Consider the following 21,631-nt stretch of genomic DNA (forward strand, 5'->3'; position numbering starts at 1 on the left):
GGCGGGAGAGGCTACGACTCCTCCTCGTCGGGCACCTTCACCGCCCGTCCGACCACCTTCTCCGCGATGGTCGCGGGGATGTCGCCGGGCGTGGTGAGGTAGTGCGGAAGCACGACCATGAGGACGGCGACCGCGAGGAGGCCGCCCCCGAACAGTTCCTGTCCCGCCAGAAGCGTGTTCAGCCCGAAGATACCGACCGGGATGGCGAACACGAGCGTCGCCGCCAACTGTATCGTTCCCCAGATTCCGAGTCCCATCGTCGGGGTGAGCGTACTCGGCGGGTGGTCAAAAACGCCGCGGTACGGCGTCGCGAGGGGGCTGAGCGGGTTATCCGTTCGGCGTGTGGACGCTCTCCTCGGGACCGCCCGGCGAGAGGTGATCGAACCGAGTCGTCGGGAGGGTCCCTCGGACCCAGACCATCCGGCCGTCCGTCTTCACGTCGAGTCCGTCGTACGCGCCGAACCGGTCCGACTCGGACCCTATGTACGCCTCGAAGTCGGGATTCTCCGCGGCGTCGGCGTCGGGGTAGGTGTTCGCGTACGTGAGGTGCGTCGTCTTGGGTCCGAATCGCCACGACTTGAGGCCGCCCGTGATGGCCTCCGTTCTGAACCCGCGCGAGGTGGACCCGTCCATCGCCTCCGGGTAACACGTCAGCGCGTGGGGTTCGTCGACGAGTCCGAGCATCGCGTCCACGTACTCGTTACCGTCCGGGTAGTGGGTCTCTCCCGTCCGCGCGTCGATGACGGCCCGCGCGTGGTCGGGGCGGTCCCCGCGGGTGAAGTAATCGACTTCGATGATCGCTTCCTCGGAGACGGCGAACACGCGTTCGGCACCGTAGACGTCGAATCCGTCGTACCGTTCGGGTTCCGACGTCGGTGTCCGCGTCGGCGTCTCCGTCTCCGTCTCCGTCGCTACGTCGGTTCCGCGAGACCGGCGTTCGCTGACGTACCGTTCTCTGAACTCCGCCGGGTCGAACGAGCCGAAGACGACCGAGGTTCCGAACCCGAGTTCGAGCGTTGCGGTCACCGCGTCTTCGTCGACGTATCGGGTGACCGACGAGGCGTTCAGTATCTCCGTTTCGAGTCGTTCGTAGGCGTTCTCGTGGAGCGTTCCCCGCCGGTCGCGGATGCTCGCCACGTCGAAGTACCGCACCCCGTATCCGTCTCGGAACGGGGACTCCGTCGGATCCGGAAGCCACCGCACGAAATCCACCGCGGAGTCCGTCTCCGACGAGTCGGAGTCTCGGGTCGTGGGGGCGCTAGACGTCTCCTCGGGGGTCGTACCGCCCGTCGGCGCCGACCCGCCGAGACATCCGGCGACGGATGCGAGCGTTCCACCGCAGAGGGAGAGGGCTGTCGTTCGGAGGAGGGTTCGTCGTGTTGGGGACACGAACGTACTTCGTCGGTAATCTGTCATAAGGTTAATTCCGTTCGAGGATGCGCGGCCGCGACGGCTCCGTTCGGATCGGCCGTTCTGAGGAGCGAACGCGAGTGGCGTGACGCCGAGACGCCCGCGACGGGACCGCTCCGGAGGCGCGACGGCGTTCGTCGTATCGGTTCGAGCGGACACCTGGCGGGAGTGCACGCGCCGGTGGCTGCCAACGCGTTCGTGACGCTTTTCAATACTGGGATAGGAGGTCGAAGCATGTTCACGGGAATCGTCGAGGGCGTCGGCGAAGTCGTCGCGGCGAGCGAAGACGAGGGCGGGCGGCGGCTTCGAATCCGCCCCAAGTTCGAGGGGGACGACCTGCACCACGGGCAGTCAATAGCCGTCAGCGGCGTCTGTCTGACGGTGGAGGCGTTCGCCGAAGATGTAGCCGAACAGGATTCGGCTGCTCGTCGGACGGAGTCGGACGGCGAGTCGTGGTTCGAGGTGTTCCTCGCCCGCGAGACGGTGGAGAAGACGTACCTCGGCGGCGTCGGGGAGGGCGAGGCGGTGAACCTCGAACGCGCCCTCCCCGCGGAGGGGCGGTTCGACGGCCACCTCGTGCAGGGGCACGTCGATACGACGACGACGGTGACCGCCGTCGAACGCGTCGGCGACGACTGGTGGTTCGAGTTCGCCCTGCCCGAGGGGATGGAGCGGTACGTCGTCGAGAAGGGTTCCGTCGCCCTCGACGGAATCAGCCTGACGGTGGCCGAACGGACCGACGAAACGCTCGCCGTCGCGGTCATCCCGACGACGTACGACCTGACGACGCTCTCTTCGAAGTCCGTCGGCGACCCGGTTCACGTCGAGGTGGACGTGATAGCGAAGTACGTCGAGAGCATGGTGTCGGGGTACGCAGAGAGGGTAGCGCCGGGCGCGTCCGCGCCCGCGCCGGACGCCGAGTAGCGTCGCCCGACGGCGGGGGCGTCACTCGAACTCGGTCGATTCGCTTCTCGGGGATTGGTCGCCGTACCCCGTCGCGTTCGCGTTGTCGTAGGCGTCGCTGTACCGCTTGACCTTCCGCAGGAGGTAGAGGCCGAAGATGCCGTCGTAGATGATGATGTACGCGAAGAACGACGTGAGGCTTCCGAGGCCGGTGATGGAGGCGATGAGCGCCGACCCGATGCTCACCGTCGTGTTGTACGTCGCGTGGACGAACGTGGCGATGAGGAGACCCTTGACGATTATCGGCCCGCGAGCGCCGCGGTTGAACTTGGCGAGGCCGAGGTAGTAGCCCGCGATGCCGGCGTAGATGACGTGCCCCGGTCCGGCGAGGGCGCGAACCGCGGTGATGCCGCCGCCCGCGCCGATGAGGCCGAGGCCCAAGTCGAGTCCCTCCGACGGGAGTTCGCGGGTGATGTACAGGGCGTTCTCAATGGTGGCGAAGCCGAGGCCGGCCATCGCGCCGTACACCGCGCCGTCCACGACGGAGTCGAATCGCTCGTCGGTGTAGGCGTACAGGCGGACGGCGAGCAACTTCACCGTCTCCTCGACCGGACCGACGACGATGTAGAAGAACAGAACCGTCCCGACGAACCCGAGGCCGCCGAAGAACGGCTTGAGGACGCCGTTGAGGACGGCGGCGAAGTTCGCCGTGAGGACGCCCAAGAGGAACGTCCCGACGAGGAGAGACAACGGCTCGTTCGTCGTCGCGTCGCTGTAGTAGACGTACGCGGCGAGTCCGAGCGCGGGTATCGCCGAGAGGAGCGTCAGAATCCCCGTCTGCGGGTCGGTTATGGCCGCGAGGCCGCCGATACCGAGTAGGAGGAGGAACGCTATCAACACGACCGCGATGCGGGCCGACCCCGCGAGGATGCGGTAGATGAACACCGCGAGGCCGTCCACCGACGTCCGCTCCTCCCACGTGGAGATGTCGTACAGGTCGGCGTCGTTACCCGACGCCCTCTCGACCGGGTCTCTCTTAGCCATCGTCCGAAGATGCGTCTGACGCCGCCTAATTTCTTCGGCCGTCGGGGTGGGACGAACGGAGTTCGTCGGCCCGCCGGACGGCGTCCGGCGACGGCGGGTCGAATCCGGCTGGACGACCGCAACCACGGTAGTTGAAAGGGTCGGAGGGCGAACGCCGACCCATGCACTTCGACCCACGGACGCAGGCGGCCCTCCGCGAGGCGGGCCTCTCGAACGAGGAGATTCGGGCGGCGTCGGACGCCGTCGCCGAGGCGGTTCGCCGCGACGCGGACGCGTTGGAGGCGTTCTTCGATGAGGGGCCGGTCCACTCCGACATGGACCGCGCACACAGCAGCGGCGATATCCACGAACACGACGTGGAGTACCTCGACCTGTACACCCACGGCGGCGACCTGCGGGGGTACCTCCGGTTCGACTCGTGGGGCGCGTACGTCGAAGACGGCCGCGTCCTCTCCGAGGGGAAGGTCGAACTCACCCTCGGCCCGACGGTCCACGACCGCGTGCGGTTCGCCCGCGACCCCGACGACCTGCGATGAGCGAGGACGCAGACGGCGGGAGTGACCCCGTTCGCGTCCGGGTTCGCGGCATCTACACCACCGCCCTGACGCGCCGCTTTCTCGACGCGGGGTACGAGGTGGTGCAGGCGTCGGAACCCATCCGCGACCGCTTCGACGCCGAGTTCGGCACCGGCCACCACGAGGTGACCGTCGAGACGACGGACGACAGGCAGGGCGTCGGCGTCCACGGCGCTTCCGCCACCGTCGAAACCGTCGCGTCGCACCTCTGCGGCGTCGGCATCGACGCGTTCGCGTGGGACGACCCCGCCCCCCGCGGCGCGGTGTTCGACGCGAGGGTGACCGACACCCGCGGGTCCGGCGCGATGTGCGCCCTCGGGGACGGCGTCGAGGGCTTTCTCCCCTTCCGAGCGACCGACCGCCACGTCGAGGAGGGCGACGCCGTGCGCGTGCAGGTTCGGGAGTCCGAACCGCCGTGGAACGACCGGCGCGCGCGACTCGACACGGGGGTGCGCGCCCGCGGCGGACTCGCGACTCTCGTCCGCGGCGACGACGGCGTGACCGTGAACACGCGCGACGAGGCGGCCGGGCGGGAACTCGCCGGGATGACCGACCTGCTGGGCGTCTCCGCGCCCGACGGGTGGGGCATCGAGTGGTCCCACGCGGCGACGGACGCCGACATGGACGCCCTCCGCGCGTCGCTGGAACGGGCGGCCGAGAGGGCCGAGACGCTCGATTCCGCGCTCGACGGCGAGGACAACGTCGAACCCGCGCGGGAACTCGCCCGCGCCGGGGCGGGCGAGTGGGTGTGGTTCGGCCGCGCGTCCCGGTTCGAACTCGACGCCGACCGCCGCGAGGTGACGACGACGATGCCCGGCCACCACCGCACGAAGGCCGCCTCGGAGACGGCGAGCGCCGGCGTCGATCTGGCGGAGGCCCTCTGCGACCCGTCGGGGGAGTTCCCCTTCGACGTGGTGACGCGGCAGTTCGGCCCCGTCGAGGGCGACACCGTCGGCATCGGCCACGGGAAACCCGATGGGCGGCACATCACCCTCGGCCGCGGCGAGGTGGTCGAGTGGGACGGAGACGGCACCGTCTCGGTGAAGCGACAGTTGACGGGCGGCGGCACGTACGACGCCCTCGACGTCCCGCGGGAGTCGGGCGACACGGCCCTCACGAAGTTCCGCGAGGGTCGGTGGTGGTACCCGACCGTCTACCGGAGCGCGGAGGGCGAGGTGAAAGGCACGTACGTCAACGTCTGCACGCCCGTCGAGTGCTTCCCCGACGAGGTTCGGTACGTCGACCTCCACGTGGACGTGATAAAGCGCGCCGACGGCACCGTCGAACGCGTGGACGACGACGAGTTGGACGAGGCTGTCGCGGAGGGCGAGGTGTCGGAGGCGTTGGCCGAGAAGGCGCGGTCCGTCGCGGCGAGTCTGGAGACGGCGCTCTCGGAGTGAGCGAGGAGTTTCTGCTAGCCCAACCGTTTTCTCCCGGAGTCCCCGAGTTCGGACATGGACCTCTCTATCGTCGACCTCTCTCCGGTCCCCGACGACGGCACCGCGACGGACGCGTACGCGAACACCGTCGAGGCCGCGAAGCAGGCCGAACGGCTCGGTTACACCCGGTTCTGGGTGGCCGAGCACCACGGGATGGCGGACACCCTCGCGGGGACGACGCCCGAGGTGTTGCTCGGCCACCTCGCCGCCGAAACCGACTCGATCCGACTCGGGTCGGGCGCGGTGCTTCTCAACAACTACAGCCCGTTCAAGGTCGCGGAGGTGTTCGGCGCGTTGGACGCCCTCGCGCCGGGGCGCGTCGACGCGGGACTGGGTCGGGCGAACGGATCGCCGGCCGTCGATAGCGCCCTCGGGACGGAACGGCACGTCGAGAACCCCGACGAGGACCACGCCGAGAAGGTCGAAGCCGTCGTCAACCACCTCTACGACGCCTACCCGGAGGGGCACGCCTACGGCGAACTGGAGATTCCGCGCTCGGGCGCGGACGAGCCGGTTCCGTGGGTGCTCGGGTCCAGTCCGTCGAGTGCGGCCATCGCGGCCGAACTCGGACTGCGCTACTGCTTCGCGGCGTTCATCCGGCCGCAGTTCGCCGCCCACTCCTTCGAGGAGTACCGCGAGCGGTTCCGGCCGTCTCGGTTAGCCGGCGGGAGAGACGACCCGCGGGGGATGGTCGCGGTGAACGCCGTCTGCGCGGACACCGACGAGGAGGCGGCGCGACTCCGAGCGGTGGCCGAAGCGTCGTTCAAGCGGATGCAACGGGGCGTCGTCGGCACCACCCCGTCCGTCGAGGAGGCCATCGACGAACTCGGCGGCGTCCCCGAACCGACGCCCGCGACGCTCGACGACGACGAGTGGCCGCGGGCCATCTCCGGGAGTCCGGAGACGCTCTCGGGCCTCTTAGAGCAACTCGCTGACCGCGTCGGCGTCGACGAGGTGATGATTCAGCACGTCGTCTCCGACCACGACGACGCCCTCCGCTCTCACGAGTTACTGGCCGAGGGCGTCGGACTCGCGCCTCGCTGACCGCCCCCTCGGAACGAGGTTCGTCCGACGGGCGACGGCGAGTCCGCCGACTCCCCGAAGCATAGATATATGTGGTGTGATTTCATGTATCACATCGTATCGCCATGAAGCCGTGTCACAGTTGTCAGACGGTCATCGACGAGTACACCTTGGACAAACAACTCGAACCCCTGCGCGACCTCACGGTCGACGACTTCAACGTCTGTGCGGACTGTGCGACCATCGTCGACGACGCGTGCGTCGAGTGCGGCGGCGCGGTGTACGTCCCCCGGAGCGAATCCGACGCGCCCGACTACTGCCCGGCGTGTCGGTCCGACCTCATCGCCCGCACCGGCCGGGACCCCGGTTGGAACTGCGACTCCGTCTCGACCTGAACGGCACATCGCCCCTCGGACGGGTTTTCTTCCGTCGTCCCGCGGTCAGTCGCCGCGCCCTCGGCCGAGAGAGAGATCCGACGGATACGGGCACCACAAAGGAGTTAACGAGAACCGAGCAAGGGGGGCGTATGAGCCTCAAATCGGCGGTCGGCGGCGCGTTCGGCTACCTCCTCCTCCTCGCCGCCCTCGGAGCGGCGGTGTGGGGGGTCTGGGTCGTCGGACTGACGCTGTCGAACGGAGCGACCGCGGGCCGTCTGATGGCGATTCTGTCCTCCTTCGGCACTGCGGCGACGTTCGGCTTCTTCGGCTACTTCGTCCGGAAAGTCGTCGCCGGGCAGATCCTCCCGATAGACGTGGACAAGTCCGTCGCGTACCGCGCCGGGCGTTGAACGGCGTTCGGAGACGAAAGTCGGGAGAGTAGCGTTGTCCGCTGACTCGTGGGGCGGAGTTCTATATCTGTACCGCGAGCGAGGGCGGAGCCTGAGTCTCGCGGCGCTTTTTGGTCCAGATTTTCACGCCGAGGGTGAGCGAAGCGAACCCGAGGCGTAAAAAGGTGGGTTTAGAAGTGATTCGGCGACTCGTTGCCGTACTGGAGTTCGCCCCCGCGCCCCCCTTCGACGGTGCTGCTGCCGTGGTCGCCGGAACTCGGCACCTTCACCTGTACGTCGGTCACCTCGTCGAAGTCCATGATGAGGTCCGACTTGATGTTGTCCGCGGTGATGTTGCTGATTCCGCACCCGGCGCAGGACCCGCCGAGTTCGATGACGACTTCGCCGCTCTCGGGGTCCGCCTTCCGGACGACGCTGTTGCCCCCGTGCATCTGAATGATGGGCATCTGTCCGGTCATCCACGTCTCGATGCGCTCCTTCAGCGACTCCCCGGATTCGCCATCGTCACTCATTGCACGGTACTTCGTGCCGCACGTACGGGTATGTTGCGGTTGTACTCGCGGCTACTCGACTCGAAGCGATGTGTGTCACGAACGACGCGTGTCTTTTCCGCTGTCATCTCCGCCCCCGCCGGTTCGACGCCGGAGAAGCCACCCCGCGAGCGACACTGCCCCCGCGGCGACGACGACGCCGAAGCCGGGCGATTGCGTCGCCGTCGTCGCCGACGACCCCTCCGTCCGGTCCGTCGCGGTGACGACGACGGGTTCGGTCGTCGCCTCGTCGCCCTCGTCGGCGACGAGCGTCGGCGGGTCGGCCTGTTGCCCCGCGTGGTCGGGGAACGTGTAGAGGCGGCCGGGAACGTCGTCGACGCCCATGCTGGAGGCGACGAAGAACCCCTCCCGTGCGCCGGGCGTCGCCAACTGCGCGCTCCAGAAGCACGTCTCCTCGGGGGCGCGCCACCACGACAGTTGCCTCGGGTTCCGCGGATCGGAGACGTCGTGACGCTTCACGCCGCCTTGGTACCAGGACGAGTACAGTCGCCCGTCCCGAATCTCGAAGTTGTGGGCGGTGGTCCAGACGCCGCCGTACGTCGGATCCGGGGTGGGCGGCGGCGCGATGGTCGAGAGGCGTTCGGGCGCGGCGGGGTCCGACACGTCCCAGAGGTCGATTCCCGAGGGCCCGCCGACGGACTCCCCCTCGGCGGTGCCAGTTCCGTCGGCGGCGTCCGTCGCGCCGGCGCGGCGCGCCCACGACTCCTTGCCGACGGCGAGGAGGTCACCGGACTCGTCGGTCGCCGAGTAGTGGTGGTTCCCCGGCGACGCTATCGGTCGGCCGCGCGTCTCCGAGGGCGAGAGCGACGAGAGCGTCGTCGGGTCCGGCGCTTCGACGCTCCCGACGGCGGCGGGGTCGGTCGGGTCCGAGACGTCCACCAGCCACGTGCCGGCGTCCCAGAGTGCGAGGTGGGCCACGTCGCCGCGGACGAACACGTCGTGGAGGGGTCTGAGCGAGGAGTCCACGTCGCCCCACGTCGGGTCCGCGTCCGAGAGCGCCCACCGGCCGAGTTCCTCGCCGGACGCCGTATCGAGGAGGACGAGGGGGTTGTCCGCGCCGTCGTTGCCCGTGAGGTAGGCGACGCCGCCGCGGAGGAAGCAGTTGTGAATCGAGTAGTCAGTCTCGAAGAAGGCGACGCGTTCCGGCGCGGCGGGGTCCGACACGTCCGCGAGGAGGACGCCCGAAACCGCGCCGGGGCGGGAGTTCGCCGGGCCGACGACGGCGAGCCTGTTCGCCTCGGCGTCGAGGTTCACGTCGTATATCTGCCGGAGGGGGCCGGCCTCGTGTTCCGACATCGGGTCGCGCACGTCCGCGAGGACCTGCGGCCGGTCCGGGACGGAGACGTCCACGGCGGCGTACCCCGTCGTCGTCGCGACGTACGCCACGTCGCCGTCGGGGGAGACGACCGCCTCCTTCGCACCCTCCAAATCGATGTGGCCGTACGGTTCGTACGGGCCGGGGTGGGCGGCGGCGGAACCGGTCGCCGCCGACCCGAGGACGCCGACGCCGAGCATCGACCCGGCGACTTTCAGGGCGTCGCGTCGTCGCATGAATCGCACTGAGGTACGCAGAGAGATAAGGAGTGTCTTCGGTTCGAGAGGCGGTCGCCCTACAGACGAGACCGGTCACCCGTACCTGCGGTGACCCCGGCGAATCCTCGCGCCCTACAGACGAGACCGGTCGCCGGTGCCACCGGTCATCGCACTCGCGACTGCCCCCTGCACGACAACCTCGTCTCCGAGCGTCGTCAGTTCTATCTCGGGGACGTTCGACATCACCATCTCGTCCATCCGGTCGCGTATCGGGTCGAGAATCTTCTCGGGGTTGTTGAGGGCCACCGCGCCGCCGACGTAGATGATGATGGGAGCGTACGCGTGGACGATGTTCGCGACGCCCATCGCGTTCCAGTGGCCGACTTGGTCGACGACGTAGGCGGCGAAGTCGTCGTGGTCGGCGTGTTCGAAGACGTCCACCGCGGAGAAGTCGGCGTCCTCTATCGGCATCGACGTCTCGACGTTGTCGTCCTTGTAGAGGTACTCGGCGTACCGAGGGATGTTGTTGCCCGAACAGTACGCCTCCCAGTGTCCGTCGTGGCCGCACCCGCACGTCAGCAGTCCCTGCGGGTCGAGAGTCATGTGCCCGACTTCGCCCGCGTTACCGTCCCACCCGGAGAGAACCTCCCCGTCGACGCAGACGCCCGCGCCGACGCCGGAGGAGATGGTGAGATACACCATGTCGTCGGGGTTCCTGTCGCTGTAGAACCGTTCGCCGATGACGCCCGCGTTCGTGTCGTTGTGGAGGTAGATGCGGTCGGTGTCGAGGAGCACCGAGATCGGCCCGGTCAGCGGAATCCGGTCGATGGTGTCCGGCAGGTTCGCCGGGTTCTCGACCGCCCCTTCCGCGAGGTCCAACGGGCCGATGGAGGCGATGCCTCCGGCCGTCGCCTCGTTCGGTTCCACGCCGGCGTCGTCGCACGCCTCGCGGACGACGCGGAGGACGGCTTCCGTCACCGCGATTCCGGTCGGACCGCGGGGCGTCCCGTCGATGGCGGAACCGATGATCGTGCCCTCGTCGTCGGCTACGACCGCGCGGACGTTGGTGGCGCCCAGGTCGACGCCCACGTAGTAGGCCATTGTTCGGATTGGTGTCTCCGCGGTACTTAACTAAGCGGGTTCTTACCAGCGTTTGGTACCCCTCGTCGGTGCGTACAAATCGGCGTCGAATCGACCGACGGGAGCGCCGTCGTCAGTTCGTGTCCGCCCGGACGAACGTCACCGGACAGGGCGACGAGAGCATGACTTCCTGGGCGACGCTTCCGAACACCGCTTTGCCCGCCGGGGACCGGCGACGGCCGCCGACGACGACCCGGTCCGCGTTCACGGTTTTGGCGAGTTCGACGATGGACTCGCCGTGTTCGCCGACCGCGCCGCGCACCTCGTACTCGACGCCGGCGTCCTCGAAGTACTTCTGCAGTTCCCGGATGGTGGCGTGTCTGGCCGCCACCGCGTCCGCCGAGAGGTTCTCCGCGTCCCGGTCGAACTCCAAGTTGTCGATGGTCTCCTCGTACTCCGCGTCCGTGAACACGTGCCCGAGGACAACTCGTGCCCCGGCGGGTCCCGCCACGTCTATCGTCTCTTCGGCCAGTCGGTCGATTCGGTCTCGGTCGCCGTGTCCGACGGCGAGGAGGATGGTTTCGAGAGCCATACTACGCCTTCCACCTGACGGGCCTTAACAATGTCGGGCATTTTTACTCGTATCAGGATAAATATTTCAATGTCTGTCGGGAAGGGCCGGTTGTCGTGAGGCGTGCTAACAGTATGTAGCTTACGCCGTCCGTGGGTTCTTTCGGCCGCCCCGGCGATGGAGAATCCATGCTCACGCCGGAGTTAGCGGACCGAACCATACTCGTCACCGGGAGTTCCCGCGGCATCGGACGCGGCATCCTCCTCGCCGCGGCGGAAGGGGGCGCGTCAGTCGCCGTCAACTACCACACGAGCGAAGACGCCGCCGAGGACGTCGCCCGCGAGGCGAGAGAACGCGGCGCGCCCGCGGCGACGACGGTGCAGGGGGACGTGACCGACCCCGAGTCGGTGGACGAGATGTTCGCCGCCGTCGAATCCGCGTTGGGGACGGTGGACGTCCTCGTCAACAACGTGGGGAGTTTCGCGCCGAGTCACTGGGAGGATATCCCGTTGGAGAAGTGGCGGGAGGTGATGGCGACGAACTTCGACGGCACGGTGCTCTGCTCGAAGCGGGCGCTTCCGGCGATGCGGGAACAGGGGTGGGGGCGAATCGTCAACGTCGGCTACGCGGGGAGCGAGAAGGCCCTCGTCTACCCGAAGAACTTCCCGTACTTCGTGGCGAAGACGGGCGTCCTGATGTTCACGCGGATGCTCGCGAACGACACGATGGACGACGGCATCACGGTCAACGCGGTGTCGCCGTACGTCGTGGAGACGTCCGACGAGTTCCCCGAGGACGCCCCCCGCGGGCGGTGGGCCACCGTCGAAGACGTCGCTCACGCGGTCATGTTCTTCCTCGACGAGGACAGCGGCTACCTGAGCGGAGAGAACGTCGAAGTCGACGGCGGATGGCTCCCCGAACGACTTTGAACGGACGAACGTCGCCCGCGAGAAATCAGTAGTCGGGCGCGTCGTCTTCGACTTCCCGCTTCATCGAGTCGCGGCGGGACTTGGCGTCGCGGCCGGTCGCTTCCAGCAGGAACTCGTTCTTGGCGTTGACGGCGTCCTGCGCGTGATCTTCGAGTCCCTTGTCGAGGATCTCCTGGGCGTTGCGTTCCTCGAAGTGGACAGCGAGTTTGTCCTTCTTACCGCTGTACTCCGCCGCACCGGCGACGATGCGCGTGAATACGGGGTTCTTCGGTTCTCCGACGACGTAGAGTTCGTGTCCGTCGTACTCTTCGGTCCCCGAAACGGGGCCGAAGTACTCTTCGATGAACCCTTTGAGGTCCGGAACGCGTTCCTCCAGCGTCTCCCCGCGACGCATCTTGTACTGCTTCATGGCCCGTGATTTGACAGGGGATGGTTTACCTGTTTCGTCACTCGGTTCGTCTGCGTCTGTGTGTCAGTCCGCTCAGCGGGCGCGGCGACGGCCGTCGCTCGGCGAGAAACGGTCGGCGCGTCGGCTCCCGGTGACGGCCCGCCGGCGTCGGCGTCGGCGGTGAGAGAAATCGGTCGGTACGACGCCTACAGGTGGCGCTCCGCGATGTACCCCCGCTTGCACTCGGGGCAGATGTCGCCGGCGCGCATCGAGGACGCGCCCGCGGTGCGCGCGTGGTCGCAGTTCGGACAGTAGAACTCCACGCGTTCGTCGGGCACGTCGGCTTCGAGGTCGAGTTCGTTCTCGGCGCGGGCGAACCCGTCGTCGCCGCCGACCGCGCCGTCGGTCTCGCCGTGAGCCTCCGCGTGGCCGTTCGTCTCGGGCGTCAGACCGCCGCCGAACGCCACCTCGGCGGGCGTCCCGTCGGACGGTTCCGCGTCGAACCCTTCGTCCTCGCCGGTGTGTTCGGGCCACGGGGCGTTCGAACCGCCCTCGTCTTCGGGCAGTTCCTCGCGCGCGGGCCACTCGCCGTGGCCGCGGGCCGCCGTGGCGTCGTCCGCGTCCGAACCGGAGTCGGATCGAGAGTCGGTCTCGGGACCGGCGTCGATGAGTTCCGCGTCGTCGGTCACCGGTTCGCCGTCGCCGTCTCTGGGCAGGTCTTCGGGGAGGTCCTCCGCGGCGGCGGACTCCTCGGCCGCCGCGGCGGGGTCGGCCTCCGTCTCCTCGGGCCACTGCGTCGGGTCGCGTTCCCCGTCGTCGTCAAGGATGACGGCGTCGTCCTCCTCGGGGTCCGTCGGCGGTTCGAAATCGTCGTCGTCGTCCGCGAACCCGGTACCGGCGTCAGCGTCGGCGTCGGCTTCGCCCGCCGATCCGTCGCCGGGCGAGGCGTTCGCGTGCGAGGCGTTCGGTTCGGCCTCGGAGATGTGCGAGGCGGGGTCGGCGGTATCGGGTTCCGGACCGCCGGGCGTCGCGCCCGGCGCGGACGCGGAGTCGGACGTCGGTGCCGCCCCTCGGGCCGGTCCCCTCGTCGCCCCGCCTTCGCCGAGTCCGACCTCCGAGGGAGACCGAATCGAGGTCACTTCCTTGTTCTCGCTGACGAGATGCTCGGTGCCGCACCGTTCACAGACCTGCAGTTCCCGAATCGTAACGACGACTTCGTCGCCGTTCTCCTGGCGTTCGCGCTCTAGCTCGGGGTCCCCGTATTCGTGCCCGAGTAGACGGCACTTTAGTCCCATTACCCGCTTTTCGGAAACTCAGCGACTAAAATGTACCCCCTCCGTCGGACGCGCGGCAGACGAACCCGTGCCGGCGGTAGTCACACACTTACCCCGACACGGGCGGTAAGGGTAAACCACCCGCGGACGTTGTACGCGCTATGAGAGCGCGGCGGGAGTTCCAGAACCGACGGGACATCGAGGTGGACGTACTCGATGCGTTAGTAGACCGTGCGGAGGACGGGATGACGGTCTTCGAGTTGCGCGCCGCGGTGGACGCCGATATCGACACCATCGAGGACGCCCTCGCGAATCTGAAAGACGACGACCTCATCTCCGTCGAGAACCAGGGCGAACGGGTCGTCATCCTCCCGGACGAGCGGGTGATTCCCGACCCCGAAGAGGAGAGAAAAGAGGAGCAGAACTTCCTCGACGCCGTCCGCGAGAAGTTGGGGCTGTGAGCGACGCGATACGGGGACGTTTTCAGAGAGGGGAACGGAGTGATACGGGATGACGGTAGTCGAGGAGTTACACGCGGCCCACGGTGCGACGTTCGAGGAGCGAGGCGGCCGGCGAGTCGTGCGCGACTACGGTCGCCCGGCCGTCACGCACCGTGCGGTCCGTAACGGAGCGGGCATCGTCGAGATGGGGTACGGCGTCGTCGTCGTCGAGGGCGACGACCGGATCGAGTTCGTGGACAACGCCGTCTCGAACCGCGTCCCCGACGACGACGGCGAGGGGGTCTACGCCCTGCTCTTGGACCCGCAGGGGCGCGTCGAGACGGATATGTACGTCTACAACGCCGGAGAGCGGTTGCTCTGCTTCACGCCGCCGGACCGCGCGGAACCGCTGGCCGACGACTGGGCCGAGAAGGTGTTCATTCAGGACGTGAGCGTCCGCGAGGCGTCCGGGGAGTTCGGCGTCTTCGGCGTCCATGGCCCGCAGGCGACCGAGAAGGTGGCGAGCGTCCTCAAGAACGCCGCCGCGCCGGAACCGGCGCTGACGTTCGACCGGGGCGTCATCGGCGGCGAGGGCGTCACCGTGATAGCCAACGACGGCCTCACCGGCGACGAGGGGTACGAGGTGGTCTGCACCGCCGACGCCGCGGAACGCGTGTTCGACACGCTGATAACGCAAGGGTCGGGCGCCGCGCCGTTCGGCTACGCGACGTGGGAGAGCCTCACCGCCGAGGCCGGAACCCCCCTCTTCGAGACGGAACTGGCCGGACGCCTGCCGAACGTCCTCGGCGTCCGCAACGCCGTGGACTTCGAGAAGGGCTGTTTCGTCGGTCAGGAGGTCGTCTCGAAGGTCGAGAACCGCGGGCAGCCGAGTTCCCGCCTCGTCGGCCTCGCCGTCGAGGAACTGCCCGCGACGGGCGACGCCGTCCTCGCGGGCGGCGACGAGGTGGGCGAGGTGACCCGGGCGGCGGAGGGGCCGTCCGTGGGGACGCCAATCGCCCTCGCGGTGGTGGAGTACGACCTCGACCCCTCGGCGACGCTCTCGGTCCGCGTCGGCGAGGAGACGGTCGGGGCGACGCGCGAGACGCTCCCGTTCTACGAGGGAAGCGCCGTCTCGGCGCGCGTGCCGACGTACCTCGAAGACGAGGCGTCCGAGACGGAGTAACTCAGCGACCGACCAGTTTCGCGAGGTGGTCCCGCGAGAAGAACGAGGTGGGTTTGTCCATGTGGACGGCGATTTCGCCCGAGAGCGCCCGCAATCCGAGTTGTTGGACCGACTCCGGCAGCGAGTACGCCCGGCGAATCCAGTGGCCGAGGGCGATTTCGCTCGACAGTTCCTCGCGCCACGCCGACTCGTAGTCGCGGAGGGTCGCGGGGTCGTCGGGCGAAATCGTCTCGACGGCGCAGTCCGCGGCGGTCATGCCGTAGAGGATGCCGCCGCCCGTGAACGGTTTCGTCTGCGCGGCGGCGTCGCCGACGAGGAACACGCGGCGCGTCGTCACCCGGTCCGGCGGGCCGATCGGAATCGCGCCCGAGCAGAAGTGGTCCGTCTCCACGTCGTAGGCGCCCGTGAGGGCGTCGAACATCTCGTTGACCTCCGCGCCCGGCGGGGCGGCCAGACCGTACTCGACGCCGGCGTCGCCCCGCGGGATGCGCCACGCGAAGAAGCGCGGCACCGTGAGGAGGACGTCCACGAAGTCGCCGTCGTCCGGTTCGTCGTCGAACGCAAGGACGCCGTGGAGCGTCTCCCCCGGTTCCGGCAGACCGACGGCGCGCCGGACGCGGGAGATGGGGCCGTCGCAGCCCGCGACCATCTTCGCTTCGACGGCGGACGTCTCGCCGCCCGAGGAGACGGTGAGTTCCACGCCGTCGTGGCGTTCCTCGACGCCGGTGACGGTGTGGCCCTCGCGGACGTCCGCGCCGGCGTCGCGCGCGCAGTCGGCGAGCGTCCGGTCGAGTTCCACCCGGTCGATGACGTTCGACACCTCCTCGCGCTTGTAGAACGGGTACGCGCGGGTGTCTGGACCGCCGACGCGGAAGTTCGCGCCGTAGACGCGGTTCTGGAGGAGGCGCTCTTTCGCCTCCTCGGGGACGTACTCCCAGATGTCCGTGCTGACGTGCCCGGAACAGGCGAGGGGAGTACCGACCGACCCTTTCTCGAAGGCGACGACGTCGTATCCCGATTCGGCGGCGCGCCGCGCGAAGCGCGCGCCGGCGGGACCGACGCCGACGACGGCGAAGTCGTACATCGTACTGTCGTATCGGACGACCGGACAAATACCTTCGCGGTCCGTTCGCGGAGTTATGCACCGCTTGACCCGTCGGTACGTCCGCGATAACTATTTTGATGTATGAAAGACACTAGCATATCATGCGCCGAGACGCCGTCCTCGCCGCCGTCCTCGCCCCCGTAGCGTTCACCAGTTACCTCCTCAGCCTCGGTGTCGGCGTCGGCGGCGTCACGGGCGAGTTCCTCCTCGCGACGGCGCTGTACGCCGCCGTGCTCGGCGGAATGGGCGTCCTCGTCGCCGAGACGCACGAGCGGGGGCTGTTGACTCCCCTGCCCGTAGCGACGGCGCTCTCGCTTCTCGTGCCATGGTTGGGGTTCGCCGCGGGCGGGGCCGTGCGCTTCGGCGTCGTCACCCCAGAATCGCTCACGCTGCTCAGTTTCCTGCCGAGCGTCGTCGTCGTGGCGGTACTCGTCCTCGCCATCTCGGTTCTCGAATACGTCGCGACCGAACACCCGCGCGCCGGAGAGAGACTGGACGGTCGGACCGGCGTCGGGTGCATCGCCGTCGGCGTCGTCTACGCGGTGGCGGTGCTGAGCGCGTCCGGCTTCCGCTTCGAGGCGACGCTCCCCTCCGCGGCGCTTCTGCTCTGGATCGCCGGAGGACTCCTCGTCCTCGGGACGGTGCCGGTGTACGTCGGCATCCGCCTGAACCGCCTGTCGCCGCCCGCCGTCGTCGCCGCCGGACTCGTTCTCGTCCTCGTCACCCCCTCGGAGGGGCAGTTCTCCTTCGGCGTGCTCTACGCCGTCGGGTGGGTCGTCCCCCTCGGCGTCGCCCTCGTCGCCGCCGCCGCGGAGAGTCGGCTCCGCCACTACGGCGCGGGCGACCCGCGTCCGCGGCTCTGAGGCGTCACTCGCCGAGTACCAGTCCGCGCGGCGTCTGTCGCTCGAACGCGTCGGCCCACCGGACGTCGAGGCGCGCCCACGAGTCCCCGCCGTCCGTCGTCCGGTAGAGCCCGCGGTTGTGAAGCGCGTAGAACGTCCCCGCCTCGTCGCCGCGGGCGAGAACCGCGCGGAGGACGCCCTCGCCCGTCGGGATACCCCGGTCGTCGAGTCGCTCCCACGGGTCGTCGCCCCGGCGTCGGTAGAGGTACGACTCCGCCCTGTCGGTGTTGTGCGCGACGCGGGCGCTTCGGGCCGACGAGAGGAGGACGAGCGACGGGTCCGCGGCATCCCCGGAACTCTCCGAGTTCTGGTGTGCTCGGGAATCGCTCTGCGATTCCCGAAAGTCGACGGCGACGCTCCAACAGTAGCGGTGGTCGAGTCCCTCCTGCGGGCGGTCCCACACCTCGCCGCGGTCGGCCGTCTCCGCGTACCCGTCGCCCGCGGCGGCCCACGCCCGCCCCGGCGCGTCGGGGTGCGTCGTCAGCGAGTGGTTGTCCCGGCGGGCCGAGGGGACGCGGTCCTCCCACGTCTCGCCCCCGTTACGCGTCCGAACGAGAGCGCCGGCTTCGATGCTGACGTACAGGTAGTCGGGGTCGGACGGGTCCGGTTCTATCCACCGAACGTGGTGAGTGTGGGGCCGCGGCGGGAACGACCACGAGGACGCCGACGGCAGGTCGGTGAGGCCGGGGCGTCGCTCCCACGTCCGCCCGTCGTCGTCGGACCGGTAGACGGCGCTCGGTTCCGTGCCCGCCCACCACTCGCCCGGTCGCCCGCCGGCGGCGACGCTCGTCACCGAGTCGGGGAGTCCCGAAGCGCGCGTCCACGTCTCCCCGCCGTCTTCGCTTCGGTACAGTCCGTCGTCGAACGTGCCGCAACAGACCGTCCCGTCGCGGGCGTCGAGGGCCTCTAAATCGTGTCCGTCAAGGTGCGTCGTCGTGTCGGAGGCGCCGTCGCCGGACGGCGTCCGGTCGGCCGACGAGCGACGCTCGTCGACCTCCGGGATGACGAGGAGGGCGTTTCGGAGGGCGGCGTAGCAGGTCGTCATGTACGTTGATAGCACGCCGAGCGGGAAAAGATGTCACCCCACACTCGCCTCCGCGCGCCGTTCGCGTTATCGTCTGCGATAATCGAAGCCATAGATTAATTCCGGCGGCGTTCGCATCAGAAGGTGATGTCCCCGAACTGGACGGCGAGATACGCCGTTGGAATGGGGTCGCTCGTCGTCGGCGGATTCTGGCTCGCGTCCCTGATGCTGTCGTTCGACGCGGACGCCGGACGGGGCGGCCTCCTCACGAAAGGAGTCGGCGTCTTCGGCCTCGGCGTCTCCCTCTGTGCGGCCACCATCCTCCTCGCGACCGAGGAGGAGTAAGTCGCCGGGCGGAGAGAGCCGACCGCTCGATTTCTCCGCCGCGCGTCGCCCGAGAGAGCGACGCTCAGTCGTCGCCGGTCACTTTCGCGGGCTTGCGGCGGTCCGACCGCGGCCCCTCGATGTCCACCGCGGGGAGCAAGTCGCGGAGGTACCGGCCCGTGTGGGACTCCTCGGTCCGCGCGACTTCCTCGGGAGTGCCCGAGGCGACGACTTCGCCGCCGTTCTCGCCGCCCTCCGGGCCCAAATCGAGGACGTTGTCCGCGTTCTTCACCAAGTCGAGTTCGTGTTCGACGACGACGACGGTGTTGCCGTTGTCGGTGAGGCGTTGCAGGACGTCGATGAGTTTTCGCTCGTCCTCCTTGTGGAGGCCCGTCGTCGGTTCGTCCAGGAGGTAGAGCGTGTCGCCCGTCTGTTTCTTCCCTAACTCCTCGGCGAGTTTGATACGCTGGGCCTCTCCGCCCGAGAGGGTGGTCGAAGGCTGGCCGAGCGTCATGTAGTCCAACCCGACGTCCTTCAGGAGTTGGAGGCGGCGGCGGAGTTGCGAGTTCGCCTCGAAGAACTCCAACGCCTCCTCGACTTCCATGTCCAACACGTCGGCGATGGTCTTGCCCTTGTACGTCACGTCGAGCGTCTCGTCGTTGTAGCGCGCGCCGCCGCACTCCTCGCAGGGGACGTACACGTCCGAGAGGAAGTTCATCTCTATCTTCACGTCGCCTTGCCCCCCGCACGCCTCGCAGCGGCCGCCCTTGACGTTGAACGAGAAGCGACCCTTGTCGTAGCCGCGTTGCTTCGCCAGTTTCGTCTCCGCGAACAGTTCGCGGACGTAGTCGAAGACGCCGGTGTACGTCGCGGGGTTCGACCGCGGGGTGCGGCCGATGGGCGACTGGTCGATGAGGCGCACCGTCTCGATGTGCTCGGTGCCCTCGATGGCGTCGTGGTCGCCGGGGTCCACGGACGTGTTGTCGTTCATCGTCCGGGCGAGTCCCTTGTAGAGGATGTCGTGCATCAGCGTGGACTTGCCCGACCCGGAGACGCCCGTGATGGCCGTGAACTGGCCGACGGGGATGGAGACGTCCAAGTCCTTCAGGTTGTGCTGGCGCGCCCCGCGGACCGTCAGCGCCGCGTCGGAGGTGCGGCGTTCCTCGGGGACGGGAATCTCCTTTCGCCCCGAGAGGTAGTCGGCGGTGACGGAGGCGTCGGCGGCGACGATGTCGTCGAAGTCGCCCTGCGCCACGACTTCGCCGCCGCGACTGCCGGGGCCGGGACCCATGTCGATAATCTCGTCGGCGCGGCGCATCGTCTCCTCGTCGTGTTCGACGACGACGAGGGTGTTCCCGAGGTCACGCAGGCCGCAGAGCGTGTTCAGGAGGCGGTCGTTGTCGCGTTGGTGCAGGCCGATGGAGGGTTCGTCGAGGACGTAGAGGACGCCCACGAGTCCGGACCCCACCTGCGTGGCGAGGCGGATGCGCTGGCTCTCGCCGCCCGAGAGCGTCGCCGCCTCCCTGTCGAGGGTGAGGTAGTCGAGGCCGACTTCCTCCATGAAGCCCAGTCGGGCGCGAATCTCCTTGCATATCTCCTCGGCGATGGTTCGCTCCCGGTCGGTCAGGTTCTCCTCTAGCCCCTCGAAGTGTTCGAGGGCGTCCCCGATGCTCATGCGGTTTATCTCCGTGATGGAGGTGCCGTCGACGAGGACGTGCCGAGACTGCTCTTTCAGGCGCGTCCCGTCGCACTCGGGGCAGGTGGTGACGGCCATGAACTCCTCGATGTGTTCGCGCGTCCTGTCGGAGTCCGTCTCGACGTGGCGGCGTTCGAGGTTCTCGACGACGCCCTCGAACGGTTGCTCCTTCCGGCGGACGCCGTTCTTCGTGGACCACTGGAACACCACGTCCTCGTCGGTGCCGAACAGGAAGGCGTCCCGCACCTCCTCGGGGAGGTCCTCGAACGGCGTGTTCACGGAGACGCCGAAGTGGTCCGCGACGTTGTCTATCTGCCGCCGGTAGTACGTCCGGTTGTACGACCACGGCTCGAAGACGTGCTTCAGCGGTTTCGAGGGGTCCTGGACGATGAGGTCCTCCGACACCTCCTTCGTCTGGCCGAGGCCCTCGCACTCCGGACAGGCCCCGTGCGGACTGTTGAACGAGAACGACCGTGTCTCGACCTCCGAGAAGTGGAAGTCGGAGTTGGGGTTGCCGAGTTCCTCGGAGAACTCGACGACGAGTCTGTCGTCGCCGTCGCCCGCGAGCGACCCGGTCGAACGGGTGTTCGAGGCGAACGGCACGTCCGCCGGCGGGTCGGGGACGATGAGCTTCAAGACGCCGTCGGCCTCCTCCAACGCCGTCTCGACGCTGTCGGTGATGCGCGACCGGGCCTCGGGCGATATCTTCACCCGGTCTACCACCACGTCGATGGTGTGGTCGTAGTTCTTGTCGAGTTCGGGCCGTTCGACCGTGAGGTCGTACGACTCGCCGTCCACCTCGACGCGGGCGTACCCGTCGGCGACGAGTTCGTCGAACAGGTCCTCGAACGCCCCCTTCTGGTCGCGGACGACCGGCGCGGCGATCTTCGCGCGCGTCCCCTCGGGGAGCGAGAGGATCTGCCGGACCATGTCTTGGGCCGACTGTTCGCCGACTTCCTCGCCCGTGATGGGGTCGTACTGCGTCCCCACCCGCGCGTAGAGGAGACGGAGGTAGTCGTGCAGTTCGGTGACCGTCCCGACGGTCGAACGGGGGTTGTTCGCCCCGTTCTTCTGGTCGATGGAGATGGCCGGTGACAGTCCCTCCACGGCCTCGACCTGCGGTTTGTCCATCTGTCCGAGGAAGTTCCGAGCGTACGCCGACAGCGACTCGATGTAGCGACGCTGACCCTCGGCGTACACCGTGTCGAACGCCAGCGACGATTTCCCCGACCCCGAGAGGCCGGTGACGACCGTAAACGACTCCCGCGGAATCCGGACGTCGAGGTCCTTCAAGTTGTGTTCTTCGGCACCTCGAACCTCGATAAAGTCCTTACTCATCTAGATATCGGGAGGGGACGGCGGCGTGAAAACCCGTCGGTTCGCGGGAGACGGAAACACACTTCGTGCTACGGTACGACACGGAGACGGCCGATTCGGGTCGCGCCGGAGG

The 21,631-nt window shown here is 68.3% G+C and carries 23 protein-coding genes; 11 read left to right on the forward strand and 12 right to left on the reverse strand.

All coding sequences use genetic code 11. The features are described from left to right. Window positions 1-11: 11 nt before the first annotated feature. Window positions 12-257, reverse strand: a complete 246-nt coding sequence (locus tag ACFQEV_RS17290) for a DUF7533 family protein (RefSeq protein WP_379698751.1) — start codon at window positions 255-257, stop codon at window positions 12-14. A gap of 70 nt (window positions 258-327) precedes the next feature. Beyond that, window positions 328-1,389, reverse strand: coding sequence for a hypothetical protein (locus ACFQEV_RS17295; protein WP_379698753.1), 1,062 nt, complete (start codon window positions 1,387-1,389; stop codon window positions 328-330). A gap of 255 nt (window positions 1,390-1,644) precedes the next feature. Here ACFQEV_RS17295 and ACFQEV_RS17300 point away from each other — a divergent pair, with 255 nt between their 5' ends. Then, window positions 1,645-2,334: a riboflavin synthase gene (locus tag ACFQEV_RS17300; protein WP_379698755.1), complete on the forward strand. Its 690-nt coding sequence runs from the start codon at window positions 1,645-1,647 to the stop codon at window positions 2,332-2,334. A 21-nt stretch (window positions 2,335-2,355) separates the two neighbouring features. Here ACFQEV_RS17300 and ACFQEV_RS17305 read toward each other — a convergent pair whose 3' ends face one another. Beyond that, window positions 2,356-3,357 (reverse strand): PrsW family intramembrane metalloprotease, encoded by a 1,002-nt coding sequence (locus tag ACFQEV_RS17305; protein ID WP_379698757.1) that lies wholly within the window; start codon window positions 3,355-3,357, stop codon window positions 2,356-2,358. Between the two features lie 161 nt (window positions 3,358-3,518). Here ACFQEV_RS17305 and ACFQEV_RS17310 point away from each other — a divergent pair, with 161 nt between their 5' ends. From ACFQEV_RS17310 to ACFQEV_RS17330, 5 genes are all read left to right on the forward strand, one after another. After that, window positions 3,519-3,893 (forward strand): DUF7532 family protein, encoded by a 375-nt coding sequence (locus tag ACFQEV_RS17310; RefSeq protein WP_379698759.1) that lies wholly within the window; start codon window positions 3,519-3,521, stop codon window positions 3,891-3,893. Beyond that, window positions 3,890-5,332 carry a ribonuclease FAU-1 family protein gene (locus tag ACFQEV_RS17315; protein ID WP_379698765.1) on the forward strand — a complete coding sequence of 481 codons (1,443 nt, stop codon included), beginning with the start codon at window positions 3,890-3,892 and terminating at the stop codon, window positions 5,330-5,332. Before ACFQEV_RS17310 ends, ACFQEV_RS17315 begins: the two co-directional genes overlap by 4 nt. A gap of 54 nt (window positions 5,333-5,386) precedes the next feature. Then, entirely contained in the window at window positions 5,387-6,415 is a 1,029-nt protein-coding gene (locus tag ACFQEV_RS17320; RefSeq protein ID WP_379698767.1) for an LLM class flavin-dependent oxidoreductase, read from the forward strand. A 104-nt stretch (window positions 6,416-6,519) separates the two neighbouring features. Beyond that, complete coding sequence (locus tag ACFQEV_RS17325) at window positions 6,520-6,789, forward strand: DUF7571 family protein (protein WP_379698769.1); 270 nt, start codon at window positions 6,520-6,522, stop codon at window positions 6,787-6,789. 131 nt (window positions 6,790-6,920) lie between these two features. Continuing rightward, window positions 6,921-7,181, forward strand: coding sequence for a hypothetical protein (locus ACFQEV_RS17330; protein WP_379698771.1), 261 nt, complete (start codon window positions 6,921-6,923; stop codon window positions 7,179-7,181). 170 nt (window positions 7,182-7,351) lie between these two features. Here ACFQEV_RS17330 and ACFQEV_RS17335 read toward each other — a convergent pair whose 3' ends face one another. The 4 genes from ACFQEV_RS17335 to ACFQEV_RS17350 form a co-directional block, all read right to left on the reverse strand. Then, a complete protein-coding gene (locus ACFQEV_RS17335) occupies window positions 7,352-7,693 on the reverse strand; it encodes a NifU family protein (RefSeq protein ID WP_379698773.1) in 342 nt (113 codons plus the stop codon). Between the two features lie 75 nt (window positions 7,694-7,768). After that, on the reverse strand, window positions 7,769-9,283 hold the full coding sequence (locus ACFQEV_RS17340; protein ID WP_379698774.1) for an LVIVD repeat-containing protein: 1,515 nt from the start codon (window positions 9,281-9,283) through the stop codon (window positions 7,769-7,771). Between the two features lie 114 nt (window positions 9,284-9,397). After that, window positions 9,398-10,366, reverse strand: coding sequence for an ROK family protein (locus ACFQEV_RS17345; RefSeq protein ID WP_379698776.1), 969 nt, complete (start codon window positions 10,364-10,366; stop codon window positions 9,398-9,400). A gap of 112 nt (window positions 10,367-10,478) precedes the next feature. Continuing rightward, entirely contained in the window at window positions 10,479-10,937 is a 459-nt protein-coding gene (locus tag ACFQEV_RS17350) for a universal stress protein (RefSeq protein WP_379698778.1), read from the reverse strand. A gap of 167 nt (window positions 10,938-11,104) precedes the next feature. Here ACFQEV_RS17350 and ACFQEV_RS17355 point away from each other — a divergent pair, with 167 nt between their 5' ends. Then, the gene (locus tag ACFQEV_RS17355; RefSeq protein ID WP_379698780.1) at window positions 11,105-11,845 is read left to right on the forward strand and encodes an SDR family NAD(P)-dependent oxidoreductase; all 741 of its coding nucleotides are present in this window, start codon (window positions 11,105-11,107) and stop codon (window positions 11,843-11,845) included. A gap of 25 nt (window positions 11,846-11,870) precedes the next feature. On the opposite strand, the gene ACFQEV_RS17360 is transcribed toward ACFQEV_RS17355, so the two are convergent. Together ACFQEV_RS17360 and ACFQEV_RS17365 are read right to left on the reverse strand one after the other, a co-directional pair. Then, entirely contained in the window at window positions 11,871-12,254 is a 384-nt protein-coding gene (locus ACFQEV_RS17360; protein WP_379698782.1) for a DUF5611 family protein, read from the reverse strand. A 185-nt stretch (window positions 12,255-12,439) separates the two neighbouring features. Next, window positions 12,440-13,528, reverse strand: coding sequence for a DUF7093 family protein (locus ACFQEV_RS17365; RefSeq protein WP_379698784.1), 1,089 nt, complete (start codon window positions 13,526-13,528; stop codon window positions 12,440-12,442). Between the two features lie 140 nt (window positions 13,529-13,668). Here ACFQEV_RS17365 and ACFQEV_RS17370 point away from each other — a divergent pair, with 140 nt between their 5' ends. Together ACFQEV_RS17370 and ygfZ are read left to right on the forward strand one after the other, a co-directional pair. Then, window positions 13,669-13,968 (forward strand): DUF6432 family protein, encoded by a 300-nt coding sequence (locus ACFQEV_RS17370; RefSeq protein WP_379698786.1) that lies wholly within the window; start codon window positions 13,669-13,671, stop codon window positions 13,966-13,968. A gap of 49 nt (window positions 13,969-14,017) precedes the next feature. Further along, window positions 14,018-15,130 carry a CAF17-like 4Fe-4S cluster assembly/insertion protein YgfZ gene (ygfZ, locus tag ACFQEV_RS17375; RefSeq protein ID WP_379698788.1) on the forward strand — a complete coding sequence of 371 codons (1,113 nt, stop codon included), beginning with the start codon at window positions 14,018-14,020 and terminating at the stop codon, window positions 15,128-15,130. A 1-nt stretch (window position 15,131) separates the two neighbouring features. Here the strand turns inward: ygfZ and ACFQEV_RS17380 are convergent, their stop codons facing one another. Then, on the reverse strand, window positions 15,132-16,214 hold the full coding sequence (locus tag ACFQEV_RS17380) for a geranylgeranyl reductase family protein (RefSeq protein WP_379698790.1): 1,083 nt from the start codon (window positions 16,212-16,214) through the stop codon (window positions 15,132-15,134). 122 nt (window positions 16,215-16,336) lie between these two features. Here ACFQEV_RS17380 and ACFQEV_RS17385 point away from each other — a divergent pair, with 122 nt between their 5' ends. Then, window positions 16,337-17,098: a hypothetical protein gene (locus ACFQEV_RS17385; protein WP_379698792.1), complete on the forward strand. Its 762-nt coding sequence runs from the start codon at window positions 16,337-16,339 to the stop codon at window positions 17,096-17,098. A 4-nt stretch (window positions 17,099-17,102) separates the two neighbouring features. Here the strand turns inward: ACFQEV_RS17385 and ACFQEV_RS17390 are convergent, their stop codons facing one another. Further along, entirely contained in the window at window positions 17,103-18,182 is a 1,080-nt protein-coding gene (locus tag ACFQEV_RS17390) for a beta propeller repeat protein (RefSeq protein WP_379698794.1), read from the reverse strand. 126 nt (window positions 18,183-18,308) lie between these two features. Between ACFQEV_RS17390 and ACFQEV_RS17395 the strand changes: the two genes are divergently transcribed. Next, window positions 18,309-18,506, forward strand: a complete 198-nt coding sequence (locus tag ACFQEV_RS17395) for a hypothetical protein (protein ID WP_379698796.1) — start codon at window positions 18,309-18,311, stop codon at window positions 18,504-18,506. A 64-nt stretch (window positions 18,507-18,570) separates the two neighbouring features. On the opposite strand, the gene uvrA is transcribed toward ACFQEV_RS17395, so the two are convergent. After that, entirely contained in the window at window positions 18,571-21,519 is a 2,949-nt protein-coding gene (uvrA, locus tag ACFQEV_RS17400) for an excinuclease ABC subunit UvrA (RefSeq protein WP_379698798.1), read from the reverse strand. Window positions 21,520-21,631 lie beyond the last annotated feature (112 nt).

This window comes from Halopelagius fulvigenes (assembly GCF_042662625.1).
In the GTDB taxonomy this organism is placed as follows: Archaea; Halobacteriota; Halobacteria; order Halobacteriales; family Haloferacaceae; genus Halopelagius; species Halopelagius fulvigenes.